The sequence below is a fragment of the Thermodesulfobacteriota bacterium genome, assembly GCA_036482575.1.
In the GTDB taxonomy this organism is placed as follows: Bacteria; Desulfobacterota; GWC2-55-46; order GWC2-55-46; family JAUVFY01; genus JAZGJJ01.
The window spans coordinates 1-24,605 of the sequence record JAZGJJ010000042.1 but is presented as its reverse complement, the minus strand read 5'-3'; the positions used below and the strand labels follow the sequence as shown (position 1 = coordinate 24,605).

At 56.7% G+C, this 24,605-nt stretch carries 23 protein-coding genes and 2 tRNA genes; 14 read left to right on the top strand and 11 right to left on the bottom strand.

Annotation, left to right across the window (positions count from 1 at the left end):
• The 10 genes from V3W31_02105 to V3W31_02060 form a co-directional block, all read right to left on the bottom strand.
• The coding region (locus V3W31_02105) for a hypothetical protein (GenBank protein ID MEE9613729.1) at positions 1-983 on the bottom strand (983 nt) is incomplete at its 3' end.
• A 54-nt stretch (positions 984-1,037) separates the two neighbouring features.
• Positions 1,038-1,598 carry a hypothetical protein gene (locus V3W31_02100; GenBank protein ID MEE9613728.1) on the bottom strand — a complete coding sequence of 187 codons (561 nt, stop codon included), beginning with the start codon at positions 1,596-1,598 and terminating at the stop codon, positions 1,038-1,040.
• Between the two features lie 693 nt (positions 1,599-2,291).
• A tRNA-Met gene (locus tag V3W31_02095) sits at positions 2,292-2,368 on the bottom strand.
• 93 nt (positions 2,369-2,461) lie between these two features.
• Positions 2,462-2,902, bottom strand: coding sequence for a DsrE/DsrF/DrsH-like family protein (locus V3W31_02090; GenBank protein MEE9613727.1), 441 nt, complete (start codon positions 2,900-2,902; stop codon positions 2,462-2,464).
• Positions 2,903-3,391, bottom strand: a complete 489-nt coding sequence (locus V3W31_02085) for a hemerythrin domain-containing protein (protein ID MEE9613726.1) — start codon at positions 3,389-3,391, stop codon at positions 2,903-2,905.
• Positions 3,392-3,530: 139 nt separating this feature from the next.
• Complete coding sequence (gene argS / locus V3W31_02080; protein ID MEE9613725.1) at positions 3,531-5,183, bottom strand: arginine--tRNA ligase; 1,653 nt, start codon at positions 5,181-5,183, stop codon at positions 3,531-3,533.
• Positions 5,180-6,013 carry a nitrilase-related carbon-nitrogen hydrolase gene (locus tag V3W31_02075; GenBank protein MEE9613724.1) on the bottom strand — a complete coding sequence of 278 codons (834 nt, stop codon included), beginning with the start codon at positions 6,011-6,013 and terminating at the stop codon, positions 5,180-5,182. The genes argS and V3W31_02075 overlap by 4 nt, the downstream gene beginning before the upstream one ends.
• Before the next feature lie 266 nt (positions 6,014-6,279).
• Positions 6,280-6,576, bottom strand: a complete 297-nt coding sequence (locus V3W31_02070; protein ID MEE9613723.1) for a septum formation initiator family protein — start codon at positions 6,574-6,576, stop codon at positions 6,280-6,282.
• Positions 6,577-6,820: 244 nt separating this feature from the next.
• Positions 6,821-8,926: a membrane-bound lytic murein transglycosylase MltF gene (gene mltF, locus V3W31_02065; protein MEE9613722.1), complete on the bottom strand. Its 2,106-nt coding sequence runs from the start codon at positions 8,924-8,926 to the stop codon at positions 6,821-6,823.
• 88 nt (positions 8,927-9,014) lie between these two features.
• Positions 9,015-9,102: transfer RNA gene (locus tag V3W31_02060), tRNA-Leu, on the bottom strand.
• Positions 9,103-9,330: 228 nt separating this feature from the next.
• Here V3W31_02060 and V3W31_02055 point away from each other — a divergent pair.
• The 14 genes from V3W31_02055 (at position 9,331) to V3W31_01990 (ending at position 24,358) form a co-directional block, all read left to right on the top strand.
• Entirely contained in the window at positions 9,331-12,453 is a 3,123-nt protein-coding gene (locus tag V3W31_02055; protein MEE9613721.1) for a tetratricopeptide repeat protein, read from the top strand.
• Positions 12,431-12,619, top strand: coding sequence for a hypothetical protein (locus V3W31_02050; protein ID MEE9613720.1), 189 nt, complete (start codon positions 12,431-12,433; stop codon positions 12,617-12,619). Before V3W31_02055 ends, V3W31_02050 begins: the two co-directional genes overlap by 23 nt.
• 10 nt (positions 12,620-12,629) lie before the next feature.
• Positions 12,630-13,109, top strand: coding sequence for a hypothetical protein (locus V3W31_02045; GenBank protein ID MEE9613719.1), 480 nt, complete (start codon positions 12,630-12,632; stop codon positions 13,107-13,109).
• A gap of 143 nt (positions 13,110-13,252) precedes the next feature.
• Positions 13,253-14,536 carry a Glu/Leu/Phe/Val dehydrogenase gene (locus V3W31_02040; GenBank protein MEE9613718.1) on the top strand — a complete coding sequence of 428 codons (1,284 nt, stop codon included), beginning with the start codon at positions 13,253-13,255 and terminating at the stop codon, positions 14,534-14,536.
• Between the two features lie 196 nt (positions 14,537-14,732).
• Positions 14,733-16,082, top strand: a complete 1,350-nt coding sequence (dnaA, locus tag V3W31_02035) for a chromosomal replication initiator protein DnaA (protein MEE9613717.1) — start codon at positions 14,733-14,735, stop codon at positions 16,080-16,082.
• 225 nt (positions 16,083-16,307) lie between these two features.
• Complete coding sequence (gene dnaN / locus V3W31_02030; GenBank protein ID MEE9613716.1) at positions 16,308-17,408, top strand: DNA polymerase III subunit beta; 1,101 nt, start codon at positions 16,308-16,310, stop codon at positions 17,406-17,408.
• Between the two features lie 27 nt (positions 17,409-17,435).
• Positions 17,436-17,588 carry a 50S ribosomal protein L34 gene (rpmH, locus tag V3W31_02025; protein ID MEE9613715.1) on the top strand — a complete coding sequence of 51 codons (153 nt, stop codon included), beginning with the start codon at positions 17,436-17,438 and terminating at the stop codon, positions 17,586-17,588.
• A gap of 273 nt (positions 17,589-17,861) precedes the next feature.
• A complete protein-coding gene (gene rnpA / locus V3W31_02020; protein ID MEE9613714.1) occupies positions 17,862-18,215 on the top strand; it encodes a ribonuclease P protein component in 354 nt (117 codons plus the stop codon).
• A 64-nt stretch (positions 18,216-18,279) separates the two neighbouring features.
• Positions 18,280-18,516 carry a membrane protein insertion efficiency factor YidD gene (yidD, locus tag V3W31_02015; protein MEE9613713.1) on the top strand — a complete coding sequence of 79 codons (237 nt, stop codon included), beginning with the start codon at positions 18,280-18,282 and terminating at the stop codon, positions 18,514-18,516.
• Positions 18,516-20,192 (top strand): membrane protein insertase YidC, encoded by a 1,677-nt coding sequence (yidC, locus tag V3W31_02010; protein MEE9613712.1) that lies wholly within the window; start codon positions 18,516-18,518, stop codon positions 20,190-20,192. The genes yidD and yidC overlap by 1 nt, the downstream gene beginning before the upstream one ends.
• Positions 20,193-20,262: 70 nt before the next feature.
• Positions 20,263-21,675: a tRNA uridine-5-carboxymethylaminomethyl(34) synthesis GTPase MnmE gene (gene mnmE / locus V3W31_02005; GenBank protein MEE9613711.1), complete on the top strand. Its 1,413-nt coding sequence runs from the start codon at positions 20,263-20,265 to the stop codon at positions 21,673-21,675.
• Between the two features lies 1 nt (position 21,676).
• Positions 21,677-22,189, top strand: a complete 513-nt coding sequence (locus V3W31_02000) for a hypothetical protein (GenBank protein MEE9613710.1) — start codon at positions 21,677-21,679, stop codon at positions 22,187-22,189.
• A 594-nt stretch (positions 22,190-22,783) separates the two neighbouring features.
• A complete protein-coding gene (locus V3W31_01995; protein MEE9613709.1) occupies positions 22,784-23,860 on the top strand; it encodes a hypothetical protein in 1,077 nt (358 codons plus the stop codon).
• A 219-nt stretch (positions 23,861-24,079) separates the two neighbouring features.
• The gene (locus V3W31_01990; GenBank protein ID MEE9613708.1) at positions 24,080-24,358 is read left to right on the top strand and encodes an HgcAB-associated protein; all 279 of its coding nucleotides are present in this window, start codon (positions 24,080-24,082) and stop codon (positions 24,356-24,358) included.
• 69 nt (positions 24,359-24,427) lie between these two features.
• Here V3W31_01990 and V3W31_01985 read toward each other — a convergent pair.
• Positions 24,428-24,605: deoxyribose-phosphate aldolase (locus V3W31_01985; protein MEE9613707.1), on the bottom strand; the 178-nt coding region annotated here is incomplete at its 5' end.

The following is a 24,605-nucleotide window of genomic DNA, read 5'->3' as shown; positions in this document are numbered from 1 at the left end:
ATCAATATAAGCGCCTTGAGATCCACCGTCAAATAAAGAAAAGCGACCCCAAGAACGAAAAAGATGTTAGCTATGCAAAGTGGGCATCTGCCTTTTTCATTATTTTCACCAGCGTTGTTTTCTTTGTATTTTTCTGGCCCAAAGAGTAGGAGTATCAAGGTGACCAGCATGATCCCAGGCAACAACCATAAATAAGAGTCCATAGTTATTCCAGCCCAAGCAATTGAAAAATTCATATTCAGGCCATCATAATTAAGCAAAGCTCTGCCAACCAGGAAAACAAAAAGCAATGGATTAAAAATTGAAAAATGCTGACCTAGGAATTGGTGGTAAAATAAATAGCCAGCATTCCAGAATCTTACCGTCACCCCATTGAAACCCGCTACCATATGCGCCCAACTGGTAATATCGTCGGCTTTTCCGATTTCGACTTCCTGCTCCCTATATGCAGAAAATTTTCTTTCGATCTTATCTAGTAATATAGGTTTCCATGTGCTTTTCACGCCTTCTATTTTGGACACATCTCCAAATAAACTTGCTTCAAGAAGAGTCCGGTATGTTAATGGCTCGTCTACCTTAATAATGATTTTATCCCATAAAAAAGCAGTGAGGGCGAAAATACCAAACAATACGTACTGTAAATAGTCGGCGGTACCTCCCGCATGGAAAGTAGGAATGTATTTCCCGAAGGCTACAATAATAACCACCAATCCAACAATTTCTACCCACCAAGAGACAAGAAAGTCTCGCCAAGATTTACCAGATAAATTTATGCATTGTCTGGCGATCAGGCGTGCACGCCAATCGGTCGCTAAAAATAGTATTGCACAGACCAAGAGTATAATCTCCCATGCTGCTACTGATACCGGAACATCATGATGTGCTTGATGAAATAGAATGCGAGCGATCAGCGTCCCGACAGCTGCAGCATAAAGAAAATTAATGAATTGATTTTGAGAGCTATGTAGTTCGTTGGCATTCATGGAAGATTCAAGGTATGCCCACCCAAGGGAACTTTACAAGAGTTCTCGTGCAAATCAGAAATTGGCTGTAAAAAACGAACTGTCCGTTGCTATAAGCCCATCACATGCGCCGTAACACTCTCCTTCTTCAAATTCGAATAACATCTTGACCAAAACTTTTGCCCCAACCTTTTTAGATTTAGCACACCATATTCTAAGAGAAATGCCGTCTCTATTCCTGATAACTTTTTTAAAGTTAAGGGTGACGCGCGAAAAAGTCGCTTGTTCTGTAGCGATTAATCTCCGATACCTTTTGACATCTATCCCATCGAGCCTGCCGTGCTTTGCAAGTTCTCCTGCGAGGACATAAGCAGCTTGTGTGATAAACATAATGGCATGCTCTCTCGTAAAGTGCTTGATACGAATTCGCGAATAGGGGTACTCGAAAGTTTTAAAAGTTGCAGTTAGACAAGTGTTCGCGAACTCAGCCTTTGCAATATATATATGCTCGGGTTTGTAAATAGGCAAAAAAGAGACGAACTCTTTCTTATCTAATACGTCAGGCTGTAATTTACCTGGCAAGATAGAAAACGGCTCGGTTTCCGTGGCCTTGGGCAGAATTGATAACTTTAGCATCTTGACCTCCATACACTGATTTTGTTTATTATAAACCCTGCAAATTATACCCTTCTCTCCCTCTCTAAGCAATCAATTTATAACACAATCCAGAATAAAAATACAGGCCCATTGCCAAAAAGGGGTTTGTTCAGAAAACAGTGATTAATCAGTAATTTTCAACCCCTTCTCTGTCGATTTTCTTATCTGCGTACGCAACTACACTACCAGAAAGTGACCTGCCCCCCACCCAAAAAAAGTGACACGTTTGCCCTTATCATGTCACAAAATCCGTGCTATTTTTGAGTCAGGTTCGGCTAACGTACGTAACGGTGGGAATTTGCCGTACGTAAAAAAAGGATTACGCGGCCCCGGTCCGGCGTTGTTGGCTTGTTATCGTTAAAAACGACGACCTCCCTGAAATTGATAGGGCATTATGTGGTTTTAGAGGGCATAGTGCCGTAGACAGCGGCTGGAAAACCGCGCATCCTTAAAGAAAAAAGTGACACGTTCGGCCTGAACATGTCAACGAATCCGTGCTACTTTCAAGTCAGGTTCGGCTAACGTCCGTAACGTAAAAAATGACATTTCTAGGGTATGAATGTCACAGCGTTCGGGCTACCATTCTACTACGGCAGCGAGGGCCGGGGAGCGTCACGCCCCAACCCCAACAAAAAACCCCCGGAGCCCAAAAGGACTCCGGGGGATCATATTTGGTAGCGGGGACAGGATTTGAACCTGTGACCTTCGGGTTATGAGCCCGACGAGCTACCGGACTGCTCCACCCCGCAACAGTTGTCTTACGAATATAACAAATCCACCGCCGCCCTGTCAAGCGCCGCATCAGATACGCCACACCACCTGTGGGGCAATATTACGGCGGCTCAGACGTAGAGCGTCAGGTTCGCCTCCTTAACGAGGTCCATGAAACCCACGAGCCCCGTGCTCGCGTCCACGCCGTCGATGAGCTCGTCCCGCGTGATATTAAGTATGCCCATCGCCCCGGAGCAGGCGTATATCTTGAGCCCGCCGAACCGCTTCCCCATCTCTATCATCTCGCTTATGGAGTCCGTGGTGCCGCGCTCGAGCGCCTTTTCGAACTCTTCACGGAACGGCGCGGGCTCGCCTTCGATGACGACCAGGTCGGTATTGCCCTTCCGGAGCCTCTTAAGCGCGCCGTAGGTGAAGAGCACGTGCGCCTCGCCGCCCCGGGCCACCTCCACGTTGGCTATGGCAAGGGCCTCGTACACCCTATCGAAAGAGCCCGCGTGCAGAACGATACAGAGCCTGTAAGGCTTCTTGCCTCCCGCGGGGTCGGCCGCCATTTAACTCTTATTCCTTATGGTGCCGGCCCAGTCGAGCATCCCCACGTTGGCTTCCCGAGCCTTTATGTACTTGTCCCCGAGGTCGTCGAGCTCGGCCTGGCTGAACCTCTCGGAGAGTATGGCGAGGCCGTCGCAGTTGCTTACGTGTATCAAGAGCCCCATGGCCGCCTTCTTCCCGGCCTCTCTCTCCTCGTCACTCAAGGAGTCCTTCCCGAGCAGCGCGGCGCAGGCCTTGGCCGTGTCTATCGCACCGTCGTGCTCGCTTATGAGCTGGTCTATATACTCGCCCAGGAACTGCTTCAACACGGGATAGAGGTGCTCCTCCTCATACCTGAAGTGCGGCCCCACCATGGCGTCCAGGCCGCCGAGCGTCGCCCGGGCCTTCGGGATGTCCCCCGCGTCCAGCGCCGCGACTATATCGAGTATGTAGTCCCTTACCTTTCTGTGGTCTTCCCTGAACTCCGCGATCGGATCCATCTTCGTAGCCATCCTGTCCTCCTTTTTTTGGTTTAAGTTTTTTGAGCCCGCATTCCCCCCCATAACGGACGGCGAATGCGGGCCTTTATCAAAACACCAAGGATAGAGTCTACCATAAAAAACCGGCGGGTCAAGAAACCCGGCGGAAAGCTTACATCTTGACCGGCGCCGAGACCCCCAGGAGATTTAACCCCCTGGCGACCACCGTTGCAACCGCCTTTGAAAGCAGTAACCTCGCTCGCGAGAGCTCCAGGTCGTCGGTGACCACGCGGGTGCGATTGTAATAAGGATGAAAAAGCCCGGCAAGGTCCTGAAGGTAAAAAGTCACCCGGTGGGGCTCCATCTCGAGCGCGGCGCGCTCCACGACCTCCCCGAAGCCGCCGAGCTGCTTTATTATCGCGACCTCATCCTTCAGCTCAAGCCTCCCGAGAAGCGCGTCGTCGAACTCCTCGGGCATCTCGACCCCCTTCTCCAGGGCGAAAGCCATGATGCTGTGTATGCGCGCGTGGCAGTACTGCACGTAGAAGACCGGGTTCTCCGGTGCGGCCTTCTTCGCCACCTCGAGGTCGAAGTCCAGATGCGCGTCGGACTTACGCATGAGGAAAAAGAAGCGGCAGGCGTCGGAGCCGACCTCATCCATCACCTCGCGGAGCGTCACGAACTCTCCGGCCCGCGTGCTCATGGCCACGGGCTCGCCGTCCCTTAAGAGGCTAACGAGCTGGATGAAGATTACCTTTAGTTTTTTTTCGTCTTCACCGAAGGCCTTGAATACCGCCTTTATCCTCCCCTGATACCCGTGATGGTCCGCGCCCCAGACGTCGACTATCGTATCGAACCCGCGCTGGAGCTTCTCCCGGTGGTAGGCGACGTCCGAGGCCAGGTAGGTCCTCTGGCCGTCGGTCTTTATGAGGACCCTGTCCTTGTCGTCCCCCAACTCTTTGGTTTCAGTCAGGAACCACGTGGCGCCGTCCCTCTCCTCGACAAAACCTTTTTCCTTGAGCGCGTCTATCGCCTCCGCTATAAGCCCTCTCTCGTCGAGGGAGCTCTCCCGGCACCATACGTCGAACTCCACGCCGAAGTCGCTTAAATCCTTTTTTATGCCATAGAGTATAGCGTCCGCGGCAAACTCACCGCATGTGGGAAGCGAATCGTCCTTACCGAAAGAAGCTACCTCTTTATCGTACTCCCCGGCTATCTCCTTTATGTACTCCCCTTTGTAGTGGTCGTCCGGGAACGTTATCTCTTTCCCCGAAAGCTCTTCCCGCCGAAGCCTGACGGACTCGCCGAGTATCTCCATCTGCAACCCCAGGTCGTTTACGTAGTACTCGCGCGTGACCTCGAAGCCGCAGGCTTCGAGGACCCTTGCGAGGGTAACGCCCACGGCCGCGCCCCTGCCGTGCCCTATGTGGAGCGGCCCGGTGGGGTTGGCGCTCACGAACTCTACCTGCACCTTTTTGCCCGCGCCGACGTCGGAGTCGCCGAATGTATCACTCTTTTCAAGTATCTCGGTAAGGAGTTTTAACCAGAACGAATGCTCGAGGAAGATGTTTATGAAGCCGGGCCCGGCGACCTCGCACTTCGTAACCTCGGGCGAGGCGGCGATCCTCCCCGCAAGCTCTGCGGCGACCTCGCGGGGGGAACGCTTTTCGAGCGGGGCGAGGAGCATCGCCAGGTTGGTGGAAAAGTCCCCGAACTCCTCCTTCTTGGGCTTTTCGATAATGACGGGCTTCTTATTCTTTATAGCGCCGTCTTTAACGGCCCCGTCAAGGGCCCCGGAGATTATTTCGGCAAGGCGCGCCCTCACTTACTCTTCCCCACGATCTCCCCATACTCCCCGGGCCTCCTGTCCTTAAGGAATACCCACTCGCTTCTCGTCTCCCCTATCTCGCCGAGGTCGAGGTCGGCGAGCACCACCCCCTCGGAGGAGCCGCAGGGCTTTAGTACGTACTCCCCGTCCGGCCCGGTGCAAAAACTCCGCCCGTAGAACTCCTGGGCGAGCTCCTTGCCCACGCGGTTTACCCTGAAGACGAAGATACCGTTGGCGTGCGCCGCCGCCCTAATGGCCCGCTCCCACTTCCCGCGGGAGTGGTAGAAGGCGGAGGCCGTGGGCGCGAAGACCGCCTCCGCCCCCTTGAGCGCGAGCACCCTCATCCCCTCGGGAAAGAAGACGTCCCAGCAGAGCTGGACACCCACACGGGCAAACGGGGTCTCGAAGACGGGAAAGCCCAGGTCGCCTGGCTTGAAGTAGGCCCGCTCCTCCCAGAGTGGGATCTGGGGGACGTGGACCTTACGGTACTTGCCGATAACCCCGCCGCCGGGGCCCAGAATAAAGGCGGTATTGAAGTAGTCCTCCCCGTCCTTTTCGAATACCGGACATATAAGGACCACGCCCTCGGCGGCCGCAAGCTCCTTTAAAGCGCTTATCGTGGGGCCGTCCTCCGGCTCGGCCAGGGAAAAGTTCTTCTTGTCTATGACGGCGGGGAACCACTGCGCGGCGAAAAGCTGCGGGAGGCACACTATCTGCGCCCCGCCCTTCGCGGCGAGCCCGACGAGTTCCCGCACCTTCTCGATGTTCTTCTCTCTATCAGGGGTCGGGGCGAGTTGTATGCCCGCGGTCTTTACGCACTTCTTCATAGGGTATATCTATATAACCTTTTTTAGTTGGGGTGTCAATTTGTACGAGACGCGCACCATGATGGTGTTTCCCTTTCACGGCGGCCGCTGGAGGTATTCGGTACTAATGCTGTATTGGGCCGCTTATGACGTTAACCGTGCGGCAGCACCATGATGGTGCTTCAATTTCCGAACTACCGTCAGGGTTGTATGGCATGAAGGAGGCTTATTTACACACAATATCTTACGCTACTGGGGCGCGGTGCCGGGAGGGGAAGGGGAAAAACTTACTTCTCTTCGGTCTTGTAGATGATCTCGTTTTTTCCTATCATGCCGAGCTCTTTTCTGGCGACCGCTGCGATGTAGCGGCGGTCGGTCTTAAGGAGTCGTATCTCTTCGGCGAGCTTTTCGTTCTCCACCTCGATGGCCATGTTCCGGGCCAGGAGCCCGTCCCTCTCCGCCCTGAAGCCGTATACGTCCACGAGCCCATTCTCGCCGAATACCGCCATGAGCGTAATGGCCACGATGGTGACGATAAAGAGGGCTATGTAGAGCTTATTCCCGGCCAGGGCCTTTCTGTTCATAATATTAAGGATTACCAGTTTTACCCGGCAAAGTCAACAAACCGCACCATGATGCCTGCCCTGAGCCTGCCCTGAGTCTATCGAAGGGCGAAGTCGAAGGGGTGTTTCAATTTCACGGCGACCGTTACTCCGTTAACCGTGCGGCAGCACCATGATGGTGTTTCACTTTCACGACGACCGTTATGGGTATTCGGTACCAATGCCGTATTGGGCCGCTTATGACATTAACCGTGCGGCAGCACCCTCACTGCGGCACGTGCTCCACGTACGCATCATAGAGTTCCTGGACGTCCCTTACGTACGCCACGGGCTCGGAGCCGCGGCAGTAGCCATAGCGCGCCTTACGGTAGTACTCCGGCTTTTCGAGAAGCAGCATGGCCCTCTCGACGCTGCCGAACCACCTGTCCGGAGACCAGCCCTTCCTGGCGGCCAGCCTTCTGGCGTCGGTCAAGTGGCTGTAGCCGACGTTGTACGCGGCCAGGGCGAACAGCAACCGGTCCTCCAGCGCTACGTCCCCGTCGATCCTCCGGATAAGCCTGCTCATGTACTTGGTCCCCGCGCGTATGGACTGCTCCGGCTCGTATACGTCACTGACACCCAGTTCCCTTGCCGTCTCGGGCATGAGTTGCATGAGCCCCACCGCGCCGGCCCAGCTGACCGTATTCGGGTCGAAGCCGGACTCCCGGTAGATCTGCGCCGATACGAGCCGCCAGTCGAGCCCGTATCTGTCCGCGTACTTCTTCGCGAGGTCGTCGTAGGGGGATATCCTGCCGCTCGTGTCGGAGCGGAACTTCTGATGGGCCCTGCGGATAGTCCTCCTGTTCTCGAAGTACTTTCCCTTCATTATCCTGACCGTCCCCTGCTTCTGCTCCCTCGCAATGTAGGCGTTGAGCGCCTCCAGGAGCCCTTCGTTCTCCCGGCGTACGGCCCAGCCGAGCTCGGTGTCCTTGAGCTCGAAGGCCGCCCTGAGCTTCCGCCCGTAGCTCCGCTCGACCTCCAGCAGGTTCGAGTCGCTTACGGTGATGTCCCACTCCCCCTCCTCGACCCCCTTAAGTATCTCTTCGGTCTCAAGGTCCTCGGGCAGGAGGGCTATCTCGAAACCCGGCACGACTTCCCGGAGGTCCACGAGGGTCTCGTAAAAAGAGCTGCTCTCTCTCACGTAAACGACCTTGCCGACGAGGTCCTCGGAAGCGGCGACCTCGCCGTAGTCTTCCCTTACGACCACGACCTCCCGGACCTCGTTATACGGCTCGGTAAAGGCGGCCCTTTCGGCGCGCTCCGGGGTTATGGTAAGGGCCGCGGCGACTATGTCGCCGCGGCCCTGGTTAAGCCAGGGGATGAGGTCCTCGTGGCCCGGGGGGATGACGACGTCGAGCCTCAAGTCGTGTTCCTCGGCGAAGCGCCTTACGAGCTCGTACTCGAAGCCTACCTGGGTACCCCGGTAGATGTAGTAGGTCATGGCGTTGTTGCGGGTCAGCATGCGGAGTACTTTCCGGCTCTTGAGCCCGTTCAGATCGTCGGCGTGAAGGGCCTCGTAGCCGCCCGTAAGGGCGCGGGAGATCAGGAACTCGTTTACCTTCTTCTTAAGCCCCCTTGCCCCGGGCCGCATGGCCAGCGCGATGGGCCGTCTGGTGGAGAGGGCGAAAGGCGCGCTCAGGTTGTCGTAGCCCCCGGAGATTGCCTCCCAGTAGTTCGAATCCGCCACCGTGGCGAAACACAACCCCCCGGCCACAAGGTCCGCGATCTCTTCTGTGGGAAGGAGCTCGGGCATCTCGCGTATCTTGAGCCCGGGGACCCGGCTGCCCGGGGCCGTAAGGGTCTGGAAGTAGGAGCTCGACTTCCTGACGCATACATCTCTTCCCTTAAGCTCCTCCGGACCCTTTGGCATGTCGTCGCCGGTACGGGTAATAAGAAGTTCGTCCACGTAAAGGTATGGCGTGGAAAAGGCCGCCCTCCTCTTCCTCGCCTTGGTCACGGTAAGGCCCGTGGCCACGATGTCCCCCTCCCCGTCGAGGAGCTTATCGATTATACCGGCGTAGTCTTCGGCAACGACCAGTTCGAGCTCCACGCCGAGTTCGGCGGCAAGCTCGCGGGCTATGGTCCTTTCCAGCGCCGCGGGGTAGTTGCCCCTGGGGACGAACGCCACTGGCTCGGGCCGCACGATGACCCTCAAGACCTTTCTGGCCACTATCTCTTCGATGTCCCCGATATGGTTCTCCGCCGGGGGGGAGGAACAACCCTGAAGGAAAAAAGAAAGGGAGAGTACGGCAAGGACGGACCGGACGACTTTTGCGGATACGGAAGAGGAAGAGGAAGAGGAAAAAACCTTTTTTGTAGAGCCGTTGTTCATCAGTATCTCCACATGGGGGTCGGCGTGTCTCCCGCCCCCCCCCGCTCCCCCCTGCCCTCCGCCCGTTCGATACTGAAGCCTTTGCATATGGTGCCCGAGGCCGGAATCGAACCGGCACGGTGTTGCCACCTCGGGATTTTAAGTCCCGTGCGTCTACCAGGTTCCGCCACTCGGGCCTACCCTGAAGGGTATCAAATGCGCCTCGAACTGTCAATCGGCGTGACAGCAGCCTGAGGCCAGACCCAATGTTTAGAGCCGCGTCTGGCGTCGATGGGAAGAAGTGTATCACACACCATATTTTACACTGCCCGGGCTTTACCTTGTCCTTGAATTCAACTCGAAATACGGTATAATACACCTTCCGCGAAAACCCTCGCGAGTCATTTTAACCGGGAAGCGCCACCATGAACACGGCCTTTGAAAACTTCAACCTCCATATCAAGAAAGGCTCCGGAGAACATAAGTTCGGCGTCTCTCTTAAAGATGACCGGGGTACCGTCCTCGCGAGTAGCGAGTTCCAGTACCGCGTCGACCCCCACATACTCTCAAGGCTCGAGAAGAGCGTCGGCAGGGACGTACCGGAAAACTCCCGGCTCATAAGGGAGTTCGGAAGCGGTCTCTTCGATACGGTACTCTCCGGGGAGATTCTCGGCTCCTACAGGTCTGCCCTGAAAAGCGGCAAGCACCTGCGCCTCCGGCTCGCCTTCAAAAGGGACGAGCCGGAGCTCCTGCGCATCCCCTGGGAGTTCATGTTCGACGGCACGAACTTCGTCTCCGCATATCCCGGGGTAAGCCTGATCCGCCTTATCGAGGGGATACCCCACAGGGAGCCCGAAAAGATACGGGGCAAGATAAGGATGCTCGTCGTTATATCGAGCCCCCTCGACCTGAAGGACGCCCAGCGCCTCCAGGTGGAAAGGGAGAAGCTCATCATACTCGAGGCCGTGGACGGGGCCGTGGCGGGCAATGTCATGGAGGTGGAGTTCGAGGACGAGGCCTCGCTCCCCAACATACAGGCCCGGCTGGAGGACGGGGAGTACCACATCCTCCACTATACCGGCCACGGCGTATATTCGGAAAAGGTCGACAGCGGGCACCTTCTCCTGGAGGACGAGAAGGGCTCCTCCAGGCATGTGGATAACGAGGGGTTCGCCAACCTCCTCTCCGGATACCCCTCCCTGCGGCTCGTCGTGCTCTCCGGCTGCCAGACGGCGAAGACCGGGGGCAGGAGGGCCCTTAGCGACCTCTCCACGCCCCTTCTGGCAAGGGGGATACCCTCGGTTATCTCCATGCAGTACTCCGTAGCCGACGAGTCCGCTATGAAGCTCGCGAAAAAGCTATACACCGAAATAGGCGAGGGTGTGCCCGTGGACCGCGCCCTCACGAGGGTCAGGAAGGAACTCTTCCTGAACAGGGGCTCCGGCGAGGTGGACTTCGGAACCCCGGTCCTCTACTCCCGTGACCCGGACTGCCTCGCAAGAAAGGCAGTGGAAAAGGAGCCTGAAGGCTTCGGCTTCGATAAAGAGGTCGGCATAAAGCCCAACGTGGTACTCCGAATGGAGCAACTGGGCAACCAATTCGTCGGCAGAAGGAGGGAGCTCCGGCGCATAAAGGAGGGGTTCCTCTCCGGCGGCAAGAGGGTGGCGGTCCTCCACGGCATCGGGGGCATAGGCAAGACCGTTACCGCCTCGAAGGCGGCCGAAGCGCTGGAGGGACGCTTCCGGGGCATATACGCCTTTGACTGCTCCGGCGGGCTCACGGCCGAGGATATCCTCGTAGGCCTCGACGGCTTCCTAAAGAGAAACGGGGTCGACGCGCTGGAGGGGGTATGCACCGCGCAGGCGCCGATAGAGGAGAAGATGGACTACCTCGCTCAGGTGCTCTCCCAAATAAAGCTACTCCTCATATTCGACAACTTCGAAACGCTCCTTTCCGAAAAAAAGGACCGCAGCGAGATCTCCGACCCGGAGCTTAAAAAAAGCCTCAAGACGCTCGTAAACCAGTGCAGCGACGGGACGCGCTTCCTCTTTACGAGCAGGTATACCTTCAACCTGACGGACGGGAGGCTCACCAACCTCATAGACGAGATAAACCTCGGGGAGCTTTCCCGGCCCGAGGCCGTAATGGTGATGAACCGCTTCCCGGAGATAGCGCGGGAGGGGTTCGGGACCAAGCTCGAGATATTCGAGAAGGTGGGCGGCCATCCCTACACCATAAATATCTTCGGTACGCACGCGAGGGAGAGGTCAGTAAAGGACGTGCTTACGGACCTCTCCGGTGTAACCCGGGAGATGGTGGAGTTCACGCTCCTCGACAGGAGCTACGAGAGGCTTGCCGACGGAACGAAGGCGCTTATCGACCGCGCGGCCGCCTTCAAAAAGCCCGTGCCGCTCGAAGGGCTCGAGTGGGTTATGGAGGAGGGCGAAGAAGGGGATGGTGGCGCCGACGTCGGGATAAAAGAGCTCATCCACTGGGGCCTTATCGCGATGGTCGAGGGAGACGAGGGGGGCGAGGGGGGCCTCTACTCGATACACACAATCGTAAAGGACTTTATAAGAGGAAGGGCCGAAGCGGACAGTTGGAAGGGGCGGCTTGTCGTTGCGGCGGGCTTTTACATGCGCCTTGCGGAGAGGACAAGAAACCTCTGGCCGCTTCTCGACGCCCGGGACCTGTACCTCGACGCGGGCGAGTACGACAGGGCCGGGGAAGTTGTGGCTATGGTAACCGAGCCTTTACACATCTGGGGCTTCATAGAGTTTGTGCTGGCGCTGAACAAAAAGACCGTCGACACAACAGAGGGGGAGATAAAGGCAACGGCACTCCACCACCTCGGGATTATCCACCAGTACCGGGGGGAATATAAAGAGGCCCTGGATAAGTTGAACGAGAGCCTCGAGATAAATAAGGCGCTGGGGAATAAGGGCGGGATTGCCGCAACCCTCGGGCAGCTCGGGACTATCCACCAGGACAAGGGCGAATATAAAGAGGCCCTTAAGAGGTTCAACGAAAACCTCGAAATAGCTAAGGCACTGGGGGATAAGAGCGGGATTGCCAAAACCCTCCACCAGCTCGGGATGATCCACCAGAACCAAGGCGAATACGAAAAGGCATTAGATAAGTTGAACGAAAGCCTCGATATAGAAAAGGCGCTGGGGGATAAGGGCGGGATTGCCATAAGCCTCCACCAGCTCGGGATTATCCACCAGCGTAAAGACGAATACGAAAAGGCCCTGGATAAGTTCAACGAAAGCCTCGAGATAAAGAAGGGTCTGGGGGATAAGAGCGGGATTGCCAAAACCCTCGGGCAGTCAGGGATACTATTCGAAGAAAAGGGAGAGCTCAAGGAGGCTATAAGAAACCACCTTATAGCCTTTTCGCTCTTCGAATCCCTGAAGTCGCCCAGCAAGAATATCGCCGCCTCACACTTGCAAAGGCTCAGGGAAAAGATGGGGGAGGAAGCCTTTACAGAGGTGGTGGAAGCGCTTGAAAAGGAAGGGGGGACGAATGACGGAGATAAAGAAGGTTAGGTGCCCGAACTGCAAAGAGGTCAACGAAGTGGACGTCGAGAGAGAGCTGGACAAAAATAGCGGCTTTGCGATTAAAAGTGTTCTTTCCAGCCCCGAACTCAACAGGCCGGAGAGGATAGTAGTAAAATGCACTTCTTGCAAAAGGGAGTTCAAGGTCGTGGTATGACCACAAGGACATGGCGGAAGAGAGAGTAGAAGTTATAGAAGAGGGGAAGCCCCTCGACGCCGAGGACGTCTTCTGGCTCAAGAAGGCGAAAGAGCTTACCGCGGACTCAATCAAGTCGGTCGAAGAGGCCGGAAAGCAGCTCATCGCCATGATAACGGTCATGGAGGGGATATATGCGGCCGTCCTGGCGTTCTCGGGTATAAAGACCATTCCGGCGAACAGCCTCCCGGCCGCCGTGGCCTATGTCTCGCCCATCTTCCTATGGCTCGTAAGCCTCTTCTTCGCCATACGTATCTTCAAGACGAAGGAGTACTCCTTCCACGCCAAATCCCCGGACAGCGTGAAACAGACCTTCCTCGACATAGCGAAGTACAAGCAGGAGAACCTCGAGAGGGCGTATACCTTCCTTTGCATAAGCTTTGCCGTTTCGGCCCTTGGAATACTCTACTGGCTCTATACGGGAAACGTCGCGGCAAACCCGGGCGGATAAGCCTTCCGTCAACAGAACAAAGCCTTGACAAACCGTCTCCCGCGGCATTAAGATTAAGACCTCTTTCCCGATAGTGTCTTCCGAGCTTGTATTTCCGTATTTCCGTTCCGTATTGTAGAGTTGCTTCGCCGATGGAGGCCGAGTTGTCCACACAGGGAAACCCCGAAGACCCCGATAGCCCGCCTGGGAGAAACCCCTTCGAAGAGGTACTCCAACGGGTCGAAGAAGCAAACGGCTTCCTCGACCTGCCCGGGCCCATCTACCGGAGGCTCAGGATCCCGCGGCGCTCGCTAACCGTCTCCGTGCCCGTACGCATGGACAACGGAGAGGTCAGCTTCTTTACCGGCTACAGGGTCCAGTACGACATGGCCAGGGGGCCCTTTAAGGGCGGGATACGCTACCACCCCGGCGTGACGCTCGAGGAGATAACCGCGCTGGCCGCCCTTATGACCTGGAAGTGCGCGCTCGTGGACATACCCTTCGGCGGATCCAAGGGCGGGGTAGCCTGCGACGCCACCGGCATGAGCCGCGACGAGCTAAAGGCGCTTACCCGCCGCTATACCTATGAGATAGGACCGTTCATAGGGCCCGAGACCGACATACCGGCCCCGGACATGTATACCGACGAGCAGGTGATGGCCTGGATAATGGACACCTACTCCATGATGAAGGGCTATACCGTCCCCGGTGTGGTCACGGGAAAGCCGCTTTGTCTCGGCGGCACGGTCGGCAGGCGCGGGGCCACGGCCACGGGCCTGGTGATACTCCTGGAGGAGACCGTGCGCCACCTCGGCCTGGCCATGAAGGATCTGACCGTCTCTATCGTCGGGTACGGCAAGGTCGGTGCAGTCGCCGCCGGGCTCCTCCACGGCATGGGCGCGAAGGTCATAGGCGTTGCGGACTCAAAGGGCGCCATCTACAACCCCGGGGGGCTCGATGTGGAACTCCTGTCCGCGCACAAGGCCGAGACCGGCGGCGTCAGCGGCTTCAGGGAGGCCGAGGAGCTTACCATCGAAGAGCTCATCGCCTCGGAGGCGGACGTGCTTATACCCGCGGCACTCGAGGGCCAGATAAACGCCTCCAACGCCGGCAAGCTCCGCGTAAAGATCCTCGCCGAGGCCGCCAACAATCCCACGACAACGGAGGCGGACGCGATCATCAAGGGAAAGGATATCTTCGTTCTCCCCGACGTGCTGGCGAACGCGGGCGGGGTGGTGGTCAGCTACTTCGAGTGGGTCCAGGGGCTGCAGAGGTTCTTCTGGAAGGAAAAGGAGGTTTGCGACCGGTTGAGGGAGATCATGACCTCGGCCTTCGAGGAGGTCCTCTCCGTCGCCGCGGAAAAGAAAACGGACACCAGGACCGCGGCCATGATCCTGGGGGTCAAAAGGGTCGCCGAAGCCGTCAGGGTGCGCGGACTCTACCCCTGATATTCACCCCGGCGGCCCCGGCGCCTTGACTTTTGGAGAAAACCGGAAAAATGGAAATAAAGGAGGGGAAAATAAGGCTTGAAAAATACATCCGACTCTGGTACATTGACCTCCTTTCGAGAGGGATTCATCGCTCACCACAAATTTGTTAACACCTGTGGATAAAGGTGTGGATAGTTTCCCCCGGGTAATTCCTATGAACTCTTCTTTCGTATGGAAAAACTGTCTTGAGGGCGTCGTGCAGCACATAAGCCCCCAGCACTTTGCGACCTGGTTCCAGCCGATACGGGTCGTCGGGGGAGACGACGGTTCTCTGGAGTTGGAAGTGCCGAACCGGTTCTTCCTGGAGTGGATAAAGGAGCACTACCAGCCGCTTATAGAGGACGTATTGAGGAAGGGCACGGAAAAGGAGTACTCGCTCAACTGGAAGATAGCCGAAGAGGAGAAGAAAGCACCGGCCAGGAAGGGGATTTCAAAGGCGAGAAGCGTATCTTCCTCCCGGGTCCAGAGGGGCGCCCAGGCGCACGGGCTGTCCCCCAAGTACACCTTCGACAGCTTTGTCGTGGGCAAGACCAACGAATTCGCCCACGCCGCCTGCTTCGCGGTGACCAAGCACCTGGCGAGCAAGTACAACCCGCTCTTCATTTACGGCGACGTGGGGCTCGGCAAGACCCACCTCCTGCAGGCTATAGGCAACCGGGCGCTCCACGCCACAAGCGGGATACACGTTTGCTACTATACCTCCGAGCGCTTCATGAACGAGTTCATAAACTACGTAAGCCGCCACAAGATGACAGACTTCCGGAGGAAGTTCCGTAACGTGGATCTCCTCCTTATCGACGACATACAGTTCTGGGCGGGCAAGGAAAGAACTCAGGAGGAGTTCTTCCACACGTTCAACGCGCTCCACGAGGCCCATAAGCAGATAGTAGTCACCAGCGACAAGTTCCCCAAGGATATCGCCGGTATAGAGGAGAGGCTCAGGAGCCGGTTCGAGTGGGGACTCGTCGCCGACATCCAACCGCCGGACATAGAGACCAAGATAGCCATATTGAAGAATAAGGCCCTGGCCGAGGGCATAAAGCTCCCTGACGACGTCTCCCGGTGGCTGGCCTCGGTAAGCAACTCCAACATCCGCGAGCTCGAGGGCTACCTGAACAGGGTCCTTGCCGTCTCCAGCCTTACGGGTCAGGACATCTCGCTCGATATGAGCAAGGAGGCGCTGAAGAACCTCACCAAGGAAAAAGAGGCGAAGGGCCTTTCCATAGAACTGGTACAGAAGGCGGTCTGCGCGTTCTTTAACGTAAAGCTCTCCGACCTCCGGAGTAAAAAAAGACACAGGGCCATAGCGCTCCCAAGGCAGATAGCCATGTTTATTGCAAGGCAGTACGGTAACTTCTCCTACCCCGAGATAGGCTCCTCTTTCGGCGGGAAGGACCACTCCACCGCGATACACGCGGTCAAGAAGATAGAGGTCGGGATTAAGGAAAATCCCGACCTCAGACGTACCGTAATGGCCATAAAGAACAGTATGGGTGTGAATTAACTGTTTGCGGGGGTGTATACCGACTGTTGATAACCCGGAGCGGCCGGCATAACGGCCCGGGGGGGTGGGGGGGTGTTGATATAAGAATCCCTTTATCAAGAGAGAAATGAACACCTTTTATCCTGTCGTTTCGCGGTGTTACTATAGTTATCAAGGGTTTTAACAGCCCCTACTACTTAATACTTCTATAATATATAAAGTATATTAAAAGAAGAGGAGCGAAAAATGGACTTCATTATCGAAAAACTGGATTTCTTAAGGGTCTTACAGAGGATCCAGGGTATAGTGGACAAGAAAAGCACCATGCCCATACTCTCCAACGTCCTTGTGGAGGCCGCCGACGGCAAGGTCAATATCGCGGCAACAGACCTTGAAATCTTTATAAAGGACGCCTGCCCCGCAACGGTTAAGAAGGAAGGGTCCGTTACGGTAAATGCAAGGAAGCTCTTCGAGATAGTAAAAGAACTGCCGGAAAGCACGGTAGCCATATCCAACGGAGAGGGAGAGAGGGTAAGCATAAAGAGCGGAAAGGCCAGGTTCAATATAATGGGCCTTCCCGTGAAGGAGTTCCCCTCGTTCCCCCCCGTCGAGGACGACAAGCTTACAAAGGTAGAACCTGACATACTGGGAGAGATGATAGACAAAACAGCCTTCGCCGTATCCACCGACGAGACGAGGTACAACATAAACGGCTTTTTTCTGGAGAAAGACAAAGATATCCTGAGGATGGTCACCACCGACGGCCACCGGCTCGCCATGATAGAGAAAGAGGCGGCCAACGTCCCCGGCGAGAAAAAAGGGGTTATACTCCCCAAAAAAGGCGTTACCGAGCTGAGGAAGCTCATGGAAGAGAAAGAGGGTGACTTCTTCTTCGGCATAACGGATAAGAGCGTTACCATGAAAAAAGGTGATACGCTTATAAACGTCCGCCTTATCGAAGGAGACTTCCCCGACTACAAGCAGGTCATTCCGAAAGAGAACGACAAGCTGGTCATGGCGGAAAGGGCGGTCCTTCTGGGGTCGCTCAAGAGGGTTTCCATCCTCTCCTCAGACAAGGTGAAGGGGGTGAAGTTCGGGTTGAAGAAAGGGAAGCTGACCCTCTCTTCTTCGAGCCCCGAGCTGGGAGACGCGACAGAGGAGATCGACGTCGAATACGACGGCGACGAGTTGGACATCGCCTTTAACGCCAGGTACTTTCTCGACGCGCTCGAGGCCGTCGGAGAGGAAAAGGTCGGCATAGAACTCAAGGACCAGATGAGCCCCGGAATCTTGCGGCCGAAGGAGACGGCCGGCAGCACCTATATCATCATGCCCATGAGGCTGTAGGGCTTAAGAAGGAGAGGAAGAAACGCGATGAAGAGAACATATCAGCCGAGCAACAGGAAAAGAAGCAGGACCCACGGTTTTCTTTCGAGGATGTCCTCCCCGGGTGGCAGGGCGGTTATCAGGAGGAGAAGGGCCAAGGGTAGAAAACGCCTCGGCGTGACCATAACCAAGAACAAGTAGACGTTAACCGTGCGGCAGCACCATGATGGTGCTTTAATTCCACGACGGCCGCTGGGGCACACGGAATGAAAGCTGCAACGGGGCCGTTTATGACGTTAACTGTGCGGCAGCACCATGATGGTGTTTTACCCCCAGGACGACCGTTGGTGGTACGAGACACCAAAAGTGCATTGGGCCTCGTATGACGTTAACCGTGCGGCAGCACCCAGGGGGTGTTTTAATTCAGGACGGCCGCCGGGGGCATACGGCAGGAAGATTGTAATTGGGCCGCTTATGACGTTAACCGTGCGGCAGCACTTTACCAAGGCCGAGAGACTCCTTAAGCCAAAGGAGTTTTTTCTCGTCCGGAAGCGCGGCAAAAGGGTCACGACAAGAAGTTTTACCATCTACATCCTGCCGACGGAGCTTAAGGTCCGGCGGCTCGGGCTCGCGGTGAGCGGCCGGGTCGGCAACTCGGTAAAGAGGAACAGGATAAAGAGGCTCTTAAGGGAGTTTTTCAGGCTCAATAAAGAGAAGTTCCCACCCTCTTCCGACGTGATGATATCGGTCAGGAGGGGCGCGGAACTGAACGGACTGAAGGACGTGGAAAGGGAGTTCGGAGAGGTAAAACGGTTTTTTACCGGCTGACCCTTCCTTCACCTATAGCACGCCCGGAACTTATACCCATCGCCCGCCGATGGGCTTTTTATTTATGATAAAGAGCTTAATTGTTCGGCTTATACGTATATACAAGCGGCTCGTTTCGCCGTTTCTGCCCCCGTCGTGCCGGTTCCATCCGAGCTGCTCGGACTACGCCGCCGGGGCCGTGGAGACGCACGGGACGCTGCGCGGCTCGCTGCTGGCCGGTAAAAGGCTTTCGCGGTGCCACCCTTTTAACGACGGGGGCTACGACCCGGTCCCCCCGACCCCAAAGAAAGAAAAGGAATAATGAATAATAAAGAGCCCGACAAGAAACTTTTCCTGGCCCTTTTCCTCTCACTTGTGGTGGTGGCTGTCTATCCGTACATCATGGAGAAGCTCTACCCCACGGCCCCCCAGACCCCTATAGTCGTCGATAAGGAAGCGGGGCTCGTGGTCGCGGGCGAGGAGACGCCCCCACCTCCCCCGGGCGTCCCGGCTACTCCGGCAACGGGGGCTGTTCCCGCGCTGGCGCCCTCCCCGGTCACGCCCCGGCTGGCCGAGGGGGTGGAAGAAACGCTCACCACGGTCGAGACCCCGCTCTTCAGGGCGGTCTTTACCAACATAGGCGGCGGGGTCAAGAGCTGGCAGCTCAAGGACTACAGGGTGATGCTCGACCCGGATTCGGAGCCTGTGGACCTGGCCCTCCGGGTGGGGGAGAGGGACCTTTTGGGGACGAGGCTCCCCGGGGGCGGCGCCATCCCGTTCGAGACCTCAAAGGACAGGCTCGTCCTCTCGGATACGGATAGCGGAGAGCTCCTCTTCACATGGACCTCGCCCGAGGGGGTGACCGTGGAGAAGAAGTACCTCTTTACCGGCGCCGACTATACGGTGGAGAGCTCGCTCAAGGTGGTTAACCGTACGGACGGGGAGGTCAGCGGCAGTGCCGAGACGGACCTCGCCATGGGTTTCGACAGAGATGCGGAGGGGGCGTCCTACTACCACTCGGGGCCGCTCACCCATATCGAGGAAGAGGTCGACAGGCAGGACGCGGATGTCGCCGCAAACAGCGGGAGCGGGCCGCTCAAGTGGATCGGCGTGGAGAGCAAGTACTTCCTGCAGGCGTTGATACCGGCGGGCGGCGATATCTCCAACTGGTCCACGACGATACCGTCGGTGGAGACGGCGACGGTATCGCTCGCCATGCCGTTCGCGCTCCGGCCCGGCGGGAAGGCGGAGCAGGGCTTTACCGCCTACATAGGCCCGAAGGAGTACACGAGGCTGCTGGCCCGGGGGGCCGGGGTCGAGGAGGCCATAGAGTTCGGCTTCCTGTCGGTCATGGCAAAGCCCGTCCTGCGCGCACTGAACTTCTTCCAGCGGTTTATAGGGAACTACGGGATAGCGATAATTCTCCTTACCTGTATCATAAAGGTCATCTTCTACCCGCTCACGAAGCACAGCCTCACCTCCATGAAGCAGCTACAGAGGGTCCAGCCCCAGATGAACGCCTTGAAGGAGAGGTACAAGGACGACAAGGAGAAGCTCAATAAAGAGCTCATGGAGCTATACAAGCGGTATAAGGTCAACCCGCTCGGGGGATGCCTGCCCGTGCTTCTCCAGATACCGGTCTTCATAGCCCTCTACGAGGTACTCTACGTAGCCATAGAGCTGCGGCACGCGCCCTTCCTGCTCTGGATAATGGACCTTTCGGCCAAGGACCCCTACTACGTGACCCCGATACTCATGGGCGCGAGCATGTTCCTCCAGCAGAAGATGACCCCCACGACCATGGACCCGGCCCAGGCCAAGATGATGCTCATGCTGCCGGTCGTCTTCACCTTCGTCTTCCTGAGCTTCCCCTCGGGGCTGGTCATCTATTGGCTCGTGAATAACGTTCTTTCCATCGCCCAGCAGTACCATATCCACAAGGACCCCGGCGCCGGTGCCGGCCAGGGCCCCCCCCTGAAGCCGGTCAAGAAGAAGTAGGCCCGGCCGGGAGCGGCCCGATCCGGTCCGACCATAAACGGCGTGCTCTTTTCCGCATGTACCTTTCGGCATGTACACTCAGGACACGATAGCGGCAATCGCCACCCCCCCGGGCTCCGGAGGGGGGGGAGGGGTGGCGATAATAAGGATAAGCGGCCCGGGGGCGCTCGAGACCGCCGGGCGGCTCTTCAAGGCCAATAACCCGGGCGGCATTGCCGTTGTTAAAGAACGTTTTCTCCACGCCGGCCTCTTCGTCGACCCCTCTACCGGCGCCATCCTCGACAGCGGATTCCTCGTCTATATGAAGAGCCCCCGGACCTATACGGGAGAGGACGTGGTGGAGCTCCACTGCCACGGCGGTTTTTTAATTTCACATAATCTCCTGGGTGCCGTTTTGAGGGCCGGGGCGAGGGCCGCCGAGCCAGGGGAGTTCACCCGTAGGGCTTTCCTTAACGGCAAGCTCGACCTCGCCCAGGCCGAGGCCGTGGCCGACGTGATAGGGGCCCGGACCGGGGCCGCGCTCGCCTCTGCCAGGGGGCGGCTCAAGGGGGTGTTCTCCCGAAAGGTCGCCGGTATAAAGGACGTCCTCGTCGGCCTCCTCGTGCGCGTGGAGGCCGGGCTGGATTTTCCCGAGGAAGAGACCTCCGGGCTGCCAAAGGGGGAGATGATAGAGGGCCTTGGCCGGGCCGAGGGGGCGCTGAAAAAACTCCTCTCCACCTACGAGGAGGGGTTAGCCTTACGGGAAGGTTTCAGGGTCCTTATCCTCGGAAGGCCCAACGCCGGGAAGTCCAGCCTCCTGAACGTCCTCTTGAAGGAGGAGCGGGCCATCGTTACCGAGGTGCCCGGCACGACCAGGGATATTATAGAAGAGGCGGTTATCATAAAGGGCCTTCCGGTGAAGCTCATGGACACAGCCGGGCTGAGGGAGGGCGGCGGGGGGGCTGGCCGGGTGGAGACGATAGGCGTGGAGCGGGCGCGGGAGAAGATACGGGACGCCGGGCTCGTGCTATACGTGGTGGACGTCTCTTCAGGGGAGCTTAAGGCGGACATCGGGGAAATCAAAGCCATTGGAGACAAGAAGGTTATCGTGGTGGGCAATAAGACGGACCTCACTGGCGAGAAGGCCCTTAAGCGGGCCGGGGAGGCCTTTAAGGGGTATAAGACCGTCTTCATCTCCGCGCTGAAGGAGGAGGGTATAGAGGGCCTTGAGGAGGGGGTCTTTGAGGCGGCAACCGGTCACGGCTTAAATACGGGCGAGGCCGAGCCGGGCGAGCTCGTCGCCTCGGCCCGGCATAAGGAGGCTTTAAGCTCCGCGCTCGACGGCATAGGGCGGGTAAAAGTCCTGGTCGACGGGGAAAAACCCATGGAGCTCGTGGCGGACGATCTACGGTGGAGCGTGGACCGGCTCGGCGAGATAACAGGCGAGACCACCACGGATGACATACTGGACAGGATTTTTAGCGAGTTCTGCATAGGGAAGTAGTATGCCCGAACGGAAGAGTTTACAGAGGGGAAGCTCCGCCCGGATAGTAGGGGCCGCACTTCTTCTGGCCGCTTTATCCCTTGGCCTATCCATTGACGCAAGTGCCGGGGAGTGGGAGCCCGGCACAATTGGTACAAGGGTGCTGGCCCTTGACGTCAACGACGAGAGGGAGAGGGTCACCGTCAGGCTGGACGAGTACCTGGCCCTGTATGTGGCGAAGGTGGAGGGGGGGGAGGGGCTCGGCTGGAACGTTGAAGTGGTCGAGGTGGCGTTGGAGCTTAACGCGACCAACCTCCTCTATCACAGTAAGGAGTGGCACGGGCCTTACCCCTCCGAGGTCTTTGCCTGGTCGAAGAGGAAGGGTCTTTTCCCGGACGTAAGGAGGTTCAGGGTCAGAGGGACGGGCCACCGGCTTACGATAAAGCTTTTGGACTGCGAAACAAAGGTTAGCGGAGAGACGGTCGAGTTCGAAAGCGGCACCATCGAGATATACTGGAAGCCGGAAGAGAGGTAGCGGGGTGTGGTCCTTGCGAGAGCAAGGTTTTTCCAACTCTCTAAGGGGAGCTGTCGGCGGACACACTGGTTGGGGTGAGGGGATTCTTTTTAGCTTCCTCTCCCCTTGCGGGAGAGGAATGAGGTGAGGGGGAAAGCACTTTTCCTTTTAAAGACCTTCCCCTGCATCCTCCCTTCTTGCGCTCCGCGCTTCGCTCCGGAGCGCTTGGGGCGGGGGTGTTGCGAAGCTGGCATCCCCGGCAGACGGCCACCCCGGAGTCTACCCCACCTTAAATCGGACCTGCGGCCCTCATGCTGCCCCGGTATCCTCCCCGCCTCCCGTCCGCCCCGCTTAAGCTTCGACCACCCCCCCCCCCGGGGTTTTTAAAGACAAAAGCTCCCACACCCCACGGGGGAGAGGGTTGGGGTGAGGGGGCCGCCAAAGGACTTTAAGCCTGAAAGTCTTCCCATCCTCAAAACAGTGCTTGAACTTTGATTGAAGGGGAGGTAGGATTATTGGGGTTGTCAACTTGCTCGTAATTAACGAGGAGTTCCAAAGTCAGCAGGTTGTCGAAAATAGTCTATAGAAAAACCGGGAATAATAGCAAGGCATGTCATGAGGACAAAATACCTTGTCATTGTAGGTGCAGGAGCAACATTGAGCGATGCGGCGCGTCTACCCGCTAAAAAGCAACCTCCCCTTGATAGAGGGTTTTTCACGAGCGCATCACGTTCAAACCATACCGAATTCGCGGTAGTACGCCGTTATCTGTTAAATACTTATGATTTCGATCCCTTGGATCCCGAACGCGACAGGCTGGAAGCAGTCATGGCGATCATTTATGCGGATATCCACAATCCAGACCTTGAGAGTTCAGCAATTCCCGCATTTCGATCCCTAATAAGACTCTTTAACCGGCGAATTGCTGAAACCACAAACCCTCTATATCCCACCAACCAATCAAAGCTATATCGTATCATCTGTCGCGCACTGGACGATGGTTACTCTCCGGAAGAGATATGCATTATTACTTTTAACCAGGACATTCAGATTGAAAGGGTGCTCGATAGTATTAACAGAACACGCCGTGCAGATAGACACGGCGGAGTATTTAATTTCCCCTTATGCTATACCGCTCCTGTAGCTGAAAGACCCTTTATTGCACCACCAGAGACAGCTAACAGATTTCCAAGAGGTGGGAATCTTTCAGAAAAAATACGCGTACTAAAACTTCACGGGTCACTTAATTGGTTTTCGAAGCACAACAGTAGAGATGTTCCCAAGAATACGATTCTTAGTTCAGCGCGGGACTATTTTATTACGCCAAGGACGACCCTATTACCAGATCTTATGATTAGAAGCAGGCGCACCATGTACACCTTTCCGCTAGTTGTGCCTCCCGTAACGCACAAGGCGGGAATTCTACATGAAGACATTCACCCCCTTTGGACAAAAGCCACCGCGGCTCTAAAGAATGCGGAAAAATTAGTGGTGTTTGGCTATTCATGCCCTGAAATGGATTTTGAAAGTGCCAACCTGATACGGAGAGCAATCCGCCAGAATAAAAAACTCCAGTATTTTAGTGTTATCGACCCCGATCCCCAAGTTTTTCAAAGGTATGTTTATTTAACAGGCGTGGATAGAATTTTCTGGTTCAAGTCTGCAGATAGCTTCCGAAAGGGATATGGCTAGTGTCTGACTCCGGCTTCGTCTTTCCGCCCACACCACACTTAACACAACCACTACCCCTCCCTCCCCCCCGAGCCGGTCCCTGCCCCGTCCGCAAAAAAATAGCCGTTAAAACCCCCTTGACATTGCCCCGTTTTATCTGTATAATCAGAATATACTGAGAAGTCAGGATATTCCTGTTTCATCCCTGGTTAATCGGGGCCCTGCCCCGGGGAGGTAAAAATGGCAAAGAAGAAGGAAAAATCCGGCTGCACGCCGACGGGTGGTGATACGGGCTGCTGCACGTGCGAGTCCGTGGTGAGCGTGGACGAGAGGGGGCAGATGGTGCTCCCCAAAGAGGTCCGGGAGAAGGCCGGCATAAAGGCCGGGGACAAGCTGGCGGTCATAAGCTGGCAGATGGGCGGCAAGGTCTGCTGCATCTCGCTCATAAAGGCCGACGAGATGGCCGACATGATAAAGGACTTTATGGGCCCAATGATGGCGGGCATGAGCAAGGGGTGAGCCCGGGGCAACGCTAAGGGCTTCCCGCCGGGCCGGTTCGGTCTTACGGTCCGGCGGGGGCTAACCCCCCTACTCCCCCTCCTCGACTATCTTCACCCCCGAGCTAGTGCCTATCCTGTCCGCCCCGGCCTCCAGCATCTGCAAGGCCACGGCGTAGGAGTCTATCCCCCCGGCGGCCTTTACCTTCACCATCCCCGCGGCCACCCTGCTTAAAAGCATGACGTCCTCAACCGTTGCCCCCCCCGCC

What these genes read in the sequence shown, in the direction of transcription:
- V3W31_02100 (MEE9613728.1), bottom strand. Translation starts at nt 1,598, where the DNA reads ATGCTAAAGTTATCAATTCTGCCCAAGGCCACGGAAACCGAGCCGTTT.
- V3W31_02090 (MEE9613727.1), bottom strand. Translation starts at nt 2,902, where the DNA reads ATGGCGGCCGACCCCGCGGGAGGCAAGAAGCCTTACAGGCTCTGTATC.
- V3W31_02085 (MEE9613726.1), bottom strand. Translation starts at nt 3,391, where the DNA reads ATGGCTACGAAGATGGATCCGATCGCGGAGTTCAGGGAAGACCACAGA.
- V3W31_02075 (MEE9613724.1), bottom strand. Translation starts at nt 6,013, where the DNA reads ATGAAGAAGTGCGTAAAGACCGCGGGCATACAACTCGCCCCGACCCCT.
- V3W31_02070 (MEE9613723.1), bottom strand. Translation starts at nt 6,576, where the DNA reads ATGAACAGAAAGGCCCTGGCCGGGAATAAGCTCTACATAGCCCTCTTT.
- mltF (MEE9613722.1), bottom strand. Translation starts at nt 8,926, where the DNA reads ATGAACAACGGCTCTACAAAAAAGGTTTTTTCCTCTTCCTCTTCCTCT.
- V3W31_02055 (MEE9613721.1), top strand. Translation starts at nt 9,331, where the DNA reads ATGAACACGGCCTTTGAAAACTTCAACCTCCATATCAAGAAAGGCTCC.
- V3W31_02050 (MEE9613720.1), top strand. Translation starts at nt 12,431, where the DNA reads ATGACGGAGATAAAGAAGGTTAGGTGCCCGAACTGCAAAGAGGTCAAC.
- V3W31_02045 (MEE9613719.1), top strand. Translation starts at nt 12,630, where the DNA reads ATGGCGGAAGAGAGAGTAGAAGTTATAGAAGAGGGGAAGCCCCTCGAC.
- dnaA (MEE9613717.1), top strand. Translation starts at nt 14,733, where the DNA reads ATGAACTCTTCTTTCGTATGGAAAAACTGTCTTGAGGGCGTCGTGCAG.
- dnaN (MEE9613716.1), top strand. Translation starts at nt 16,308, where the DNA reads ATGGACTTCATTATCGAAAAACTGGATTTCTTAAGGGTCTTACAGAGG.
- rpmH (MEE9613715.1), top strand. Translation starts at nt 17,436, where the DNA reads ATGAAGAGAACATATCAGCCGAGCAACAGGAAAAGAAGCAGGACCCAC.
- rnpA (MEE9613714.1), top strand. Translation starts at nt 17,862, where the DNA reads ATGACGTTAACCGTGCGGCAGCACTTTACCAAGGCCGAGAGACTCCTT.
- yidD (MEE9613713.1), top strand. Translation starts at nt 18,280, where the DNA reads ATGATAAAGAGCTTAATTGTTCGGCTTATACGTATATACAAGCGGCTC.
- yidC (MEE9613712.1), top strand. Translation starts at nt 18,516, where the DNA reads ATGAATAATAAAGAGCCCGACAAGAAACTTTTCCTGGCCCTTTTCCTC.
- mnmE (MEE9613711.1), top strand. Translation starts at nt 20,263, where the DNA reads ATGTACACTCAGGACACGATAGCGGCAATCGCCACCCCCCCGGGCTCC.
- V3W31_02000 (MEE9613710.1), top strand. Translation starts at nt 21,677, where the DNA reads ATGCCCGAACGGAAGAGTTTACAGAGGGGAAGCTCCGCCCGGATAGTA.
- V3W31_01995 (MEE9613709.1), top strand. Translation starts at nt 22,784, where the DNA reads ATGAGGACAAAATACCTTGTCATTGTAGGTGCAGGAGCAACATTGAGC.
- V3W31_01990 (MEE9613708.1), top strand. Translation starts at nt 24,080, where the DNA reads ATGGCAAAGAAGAAGGAAAAATCCGGCTGCACGCCGACGGGTGGTGAT.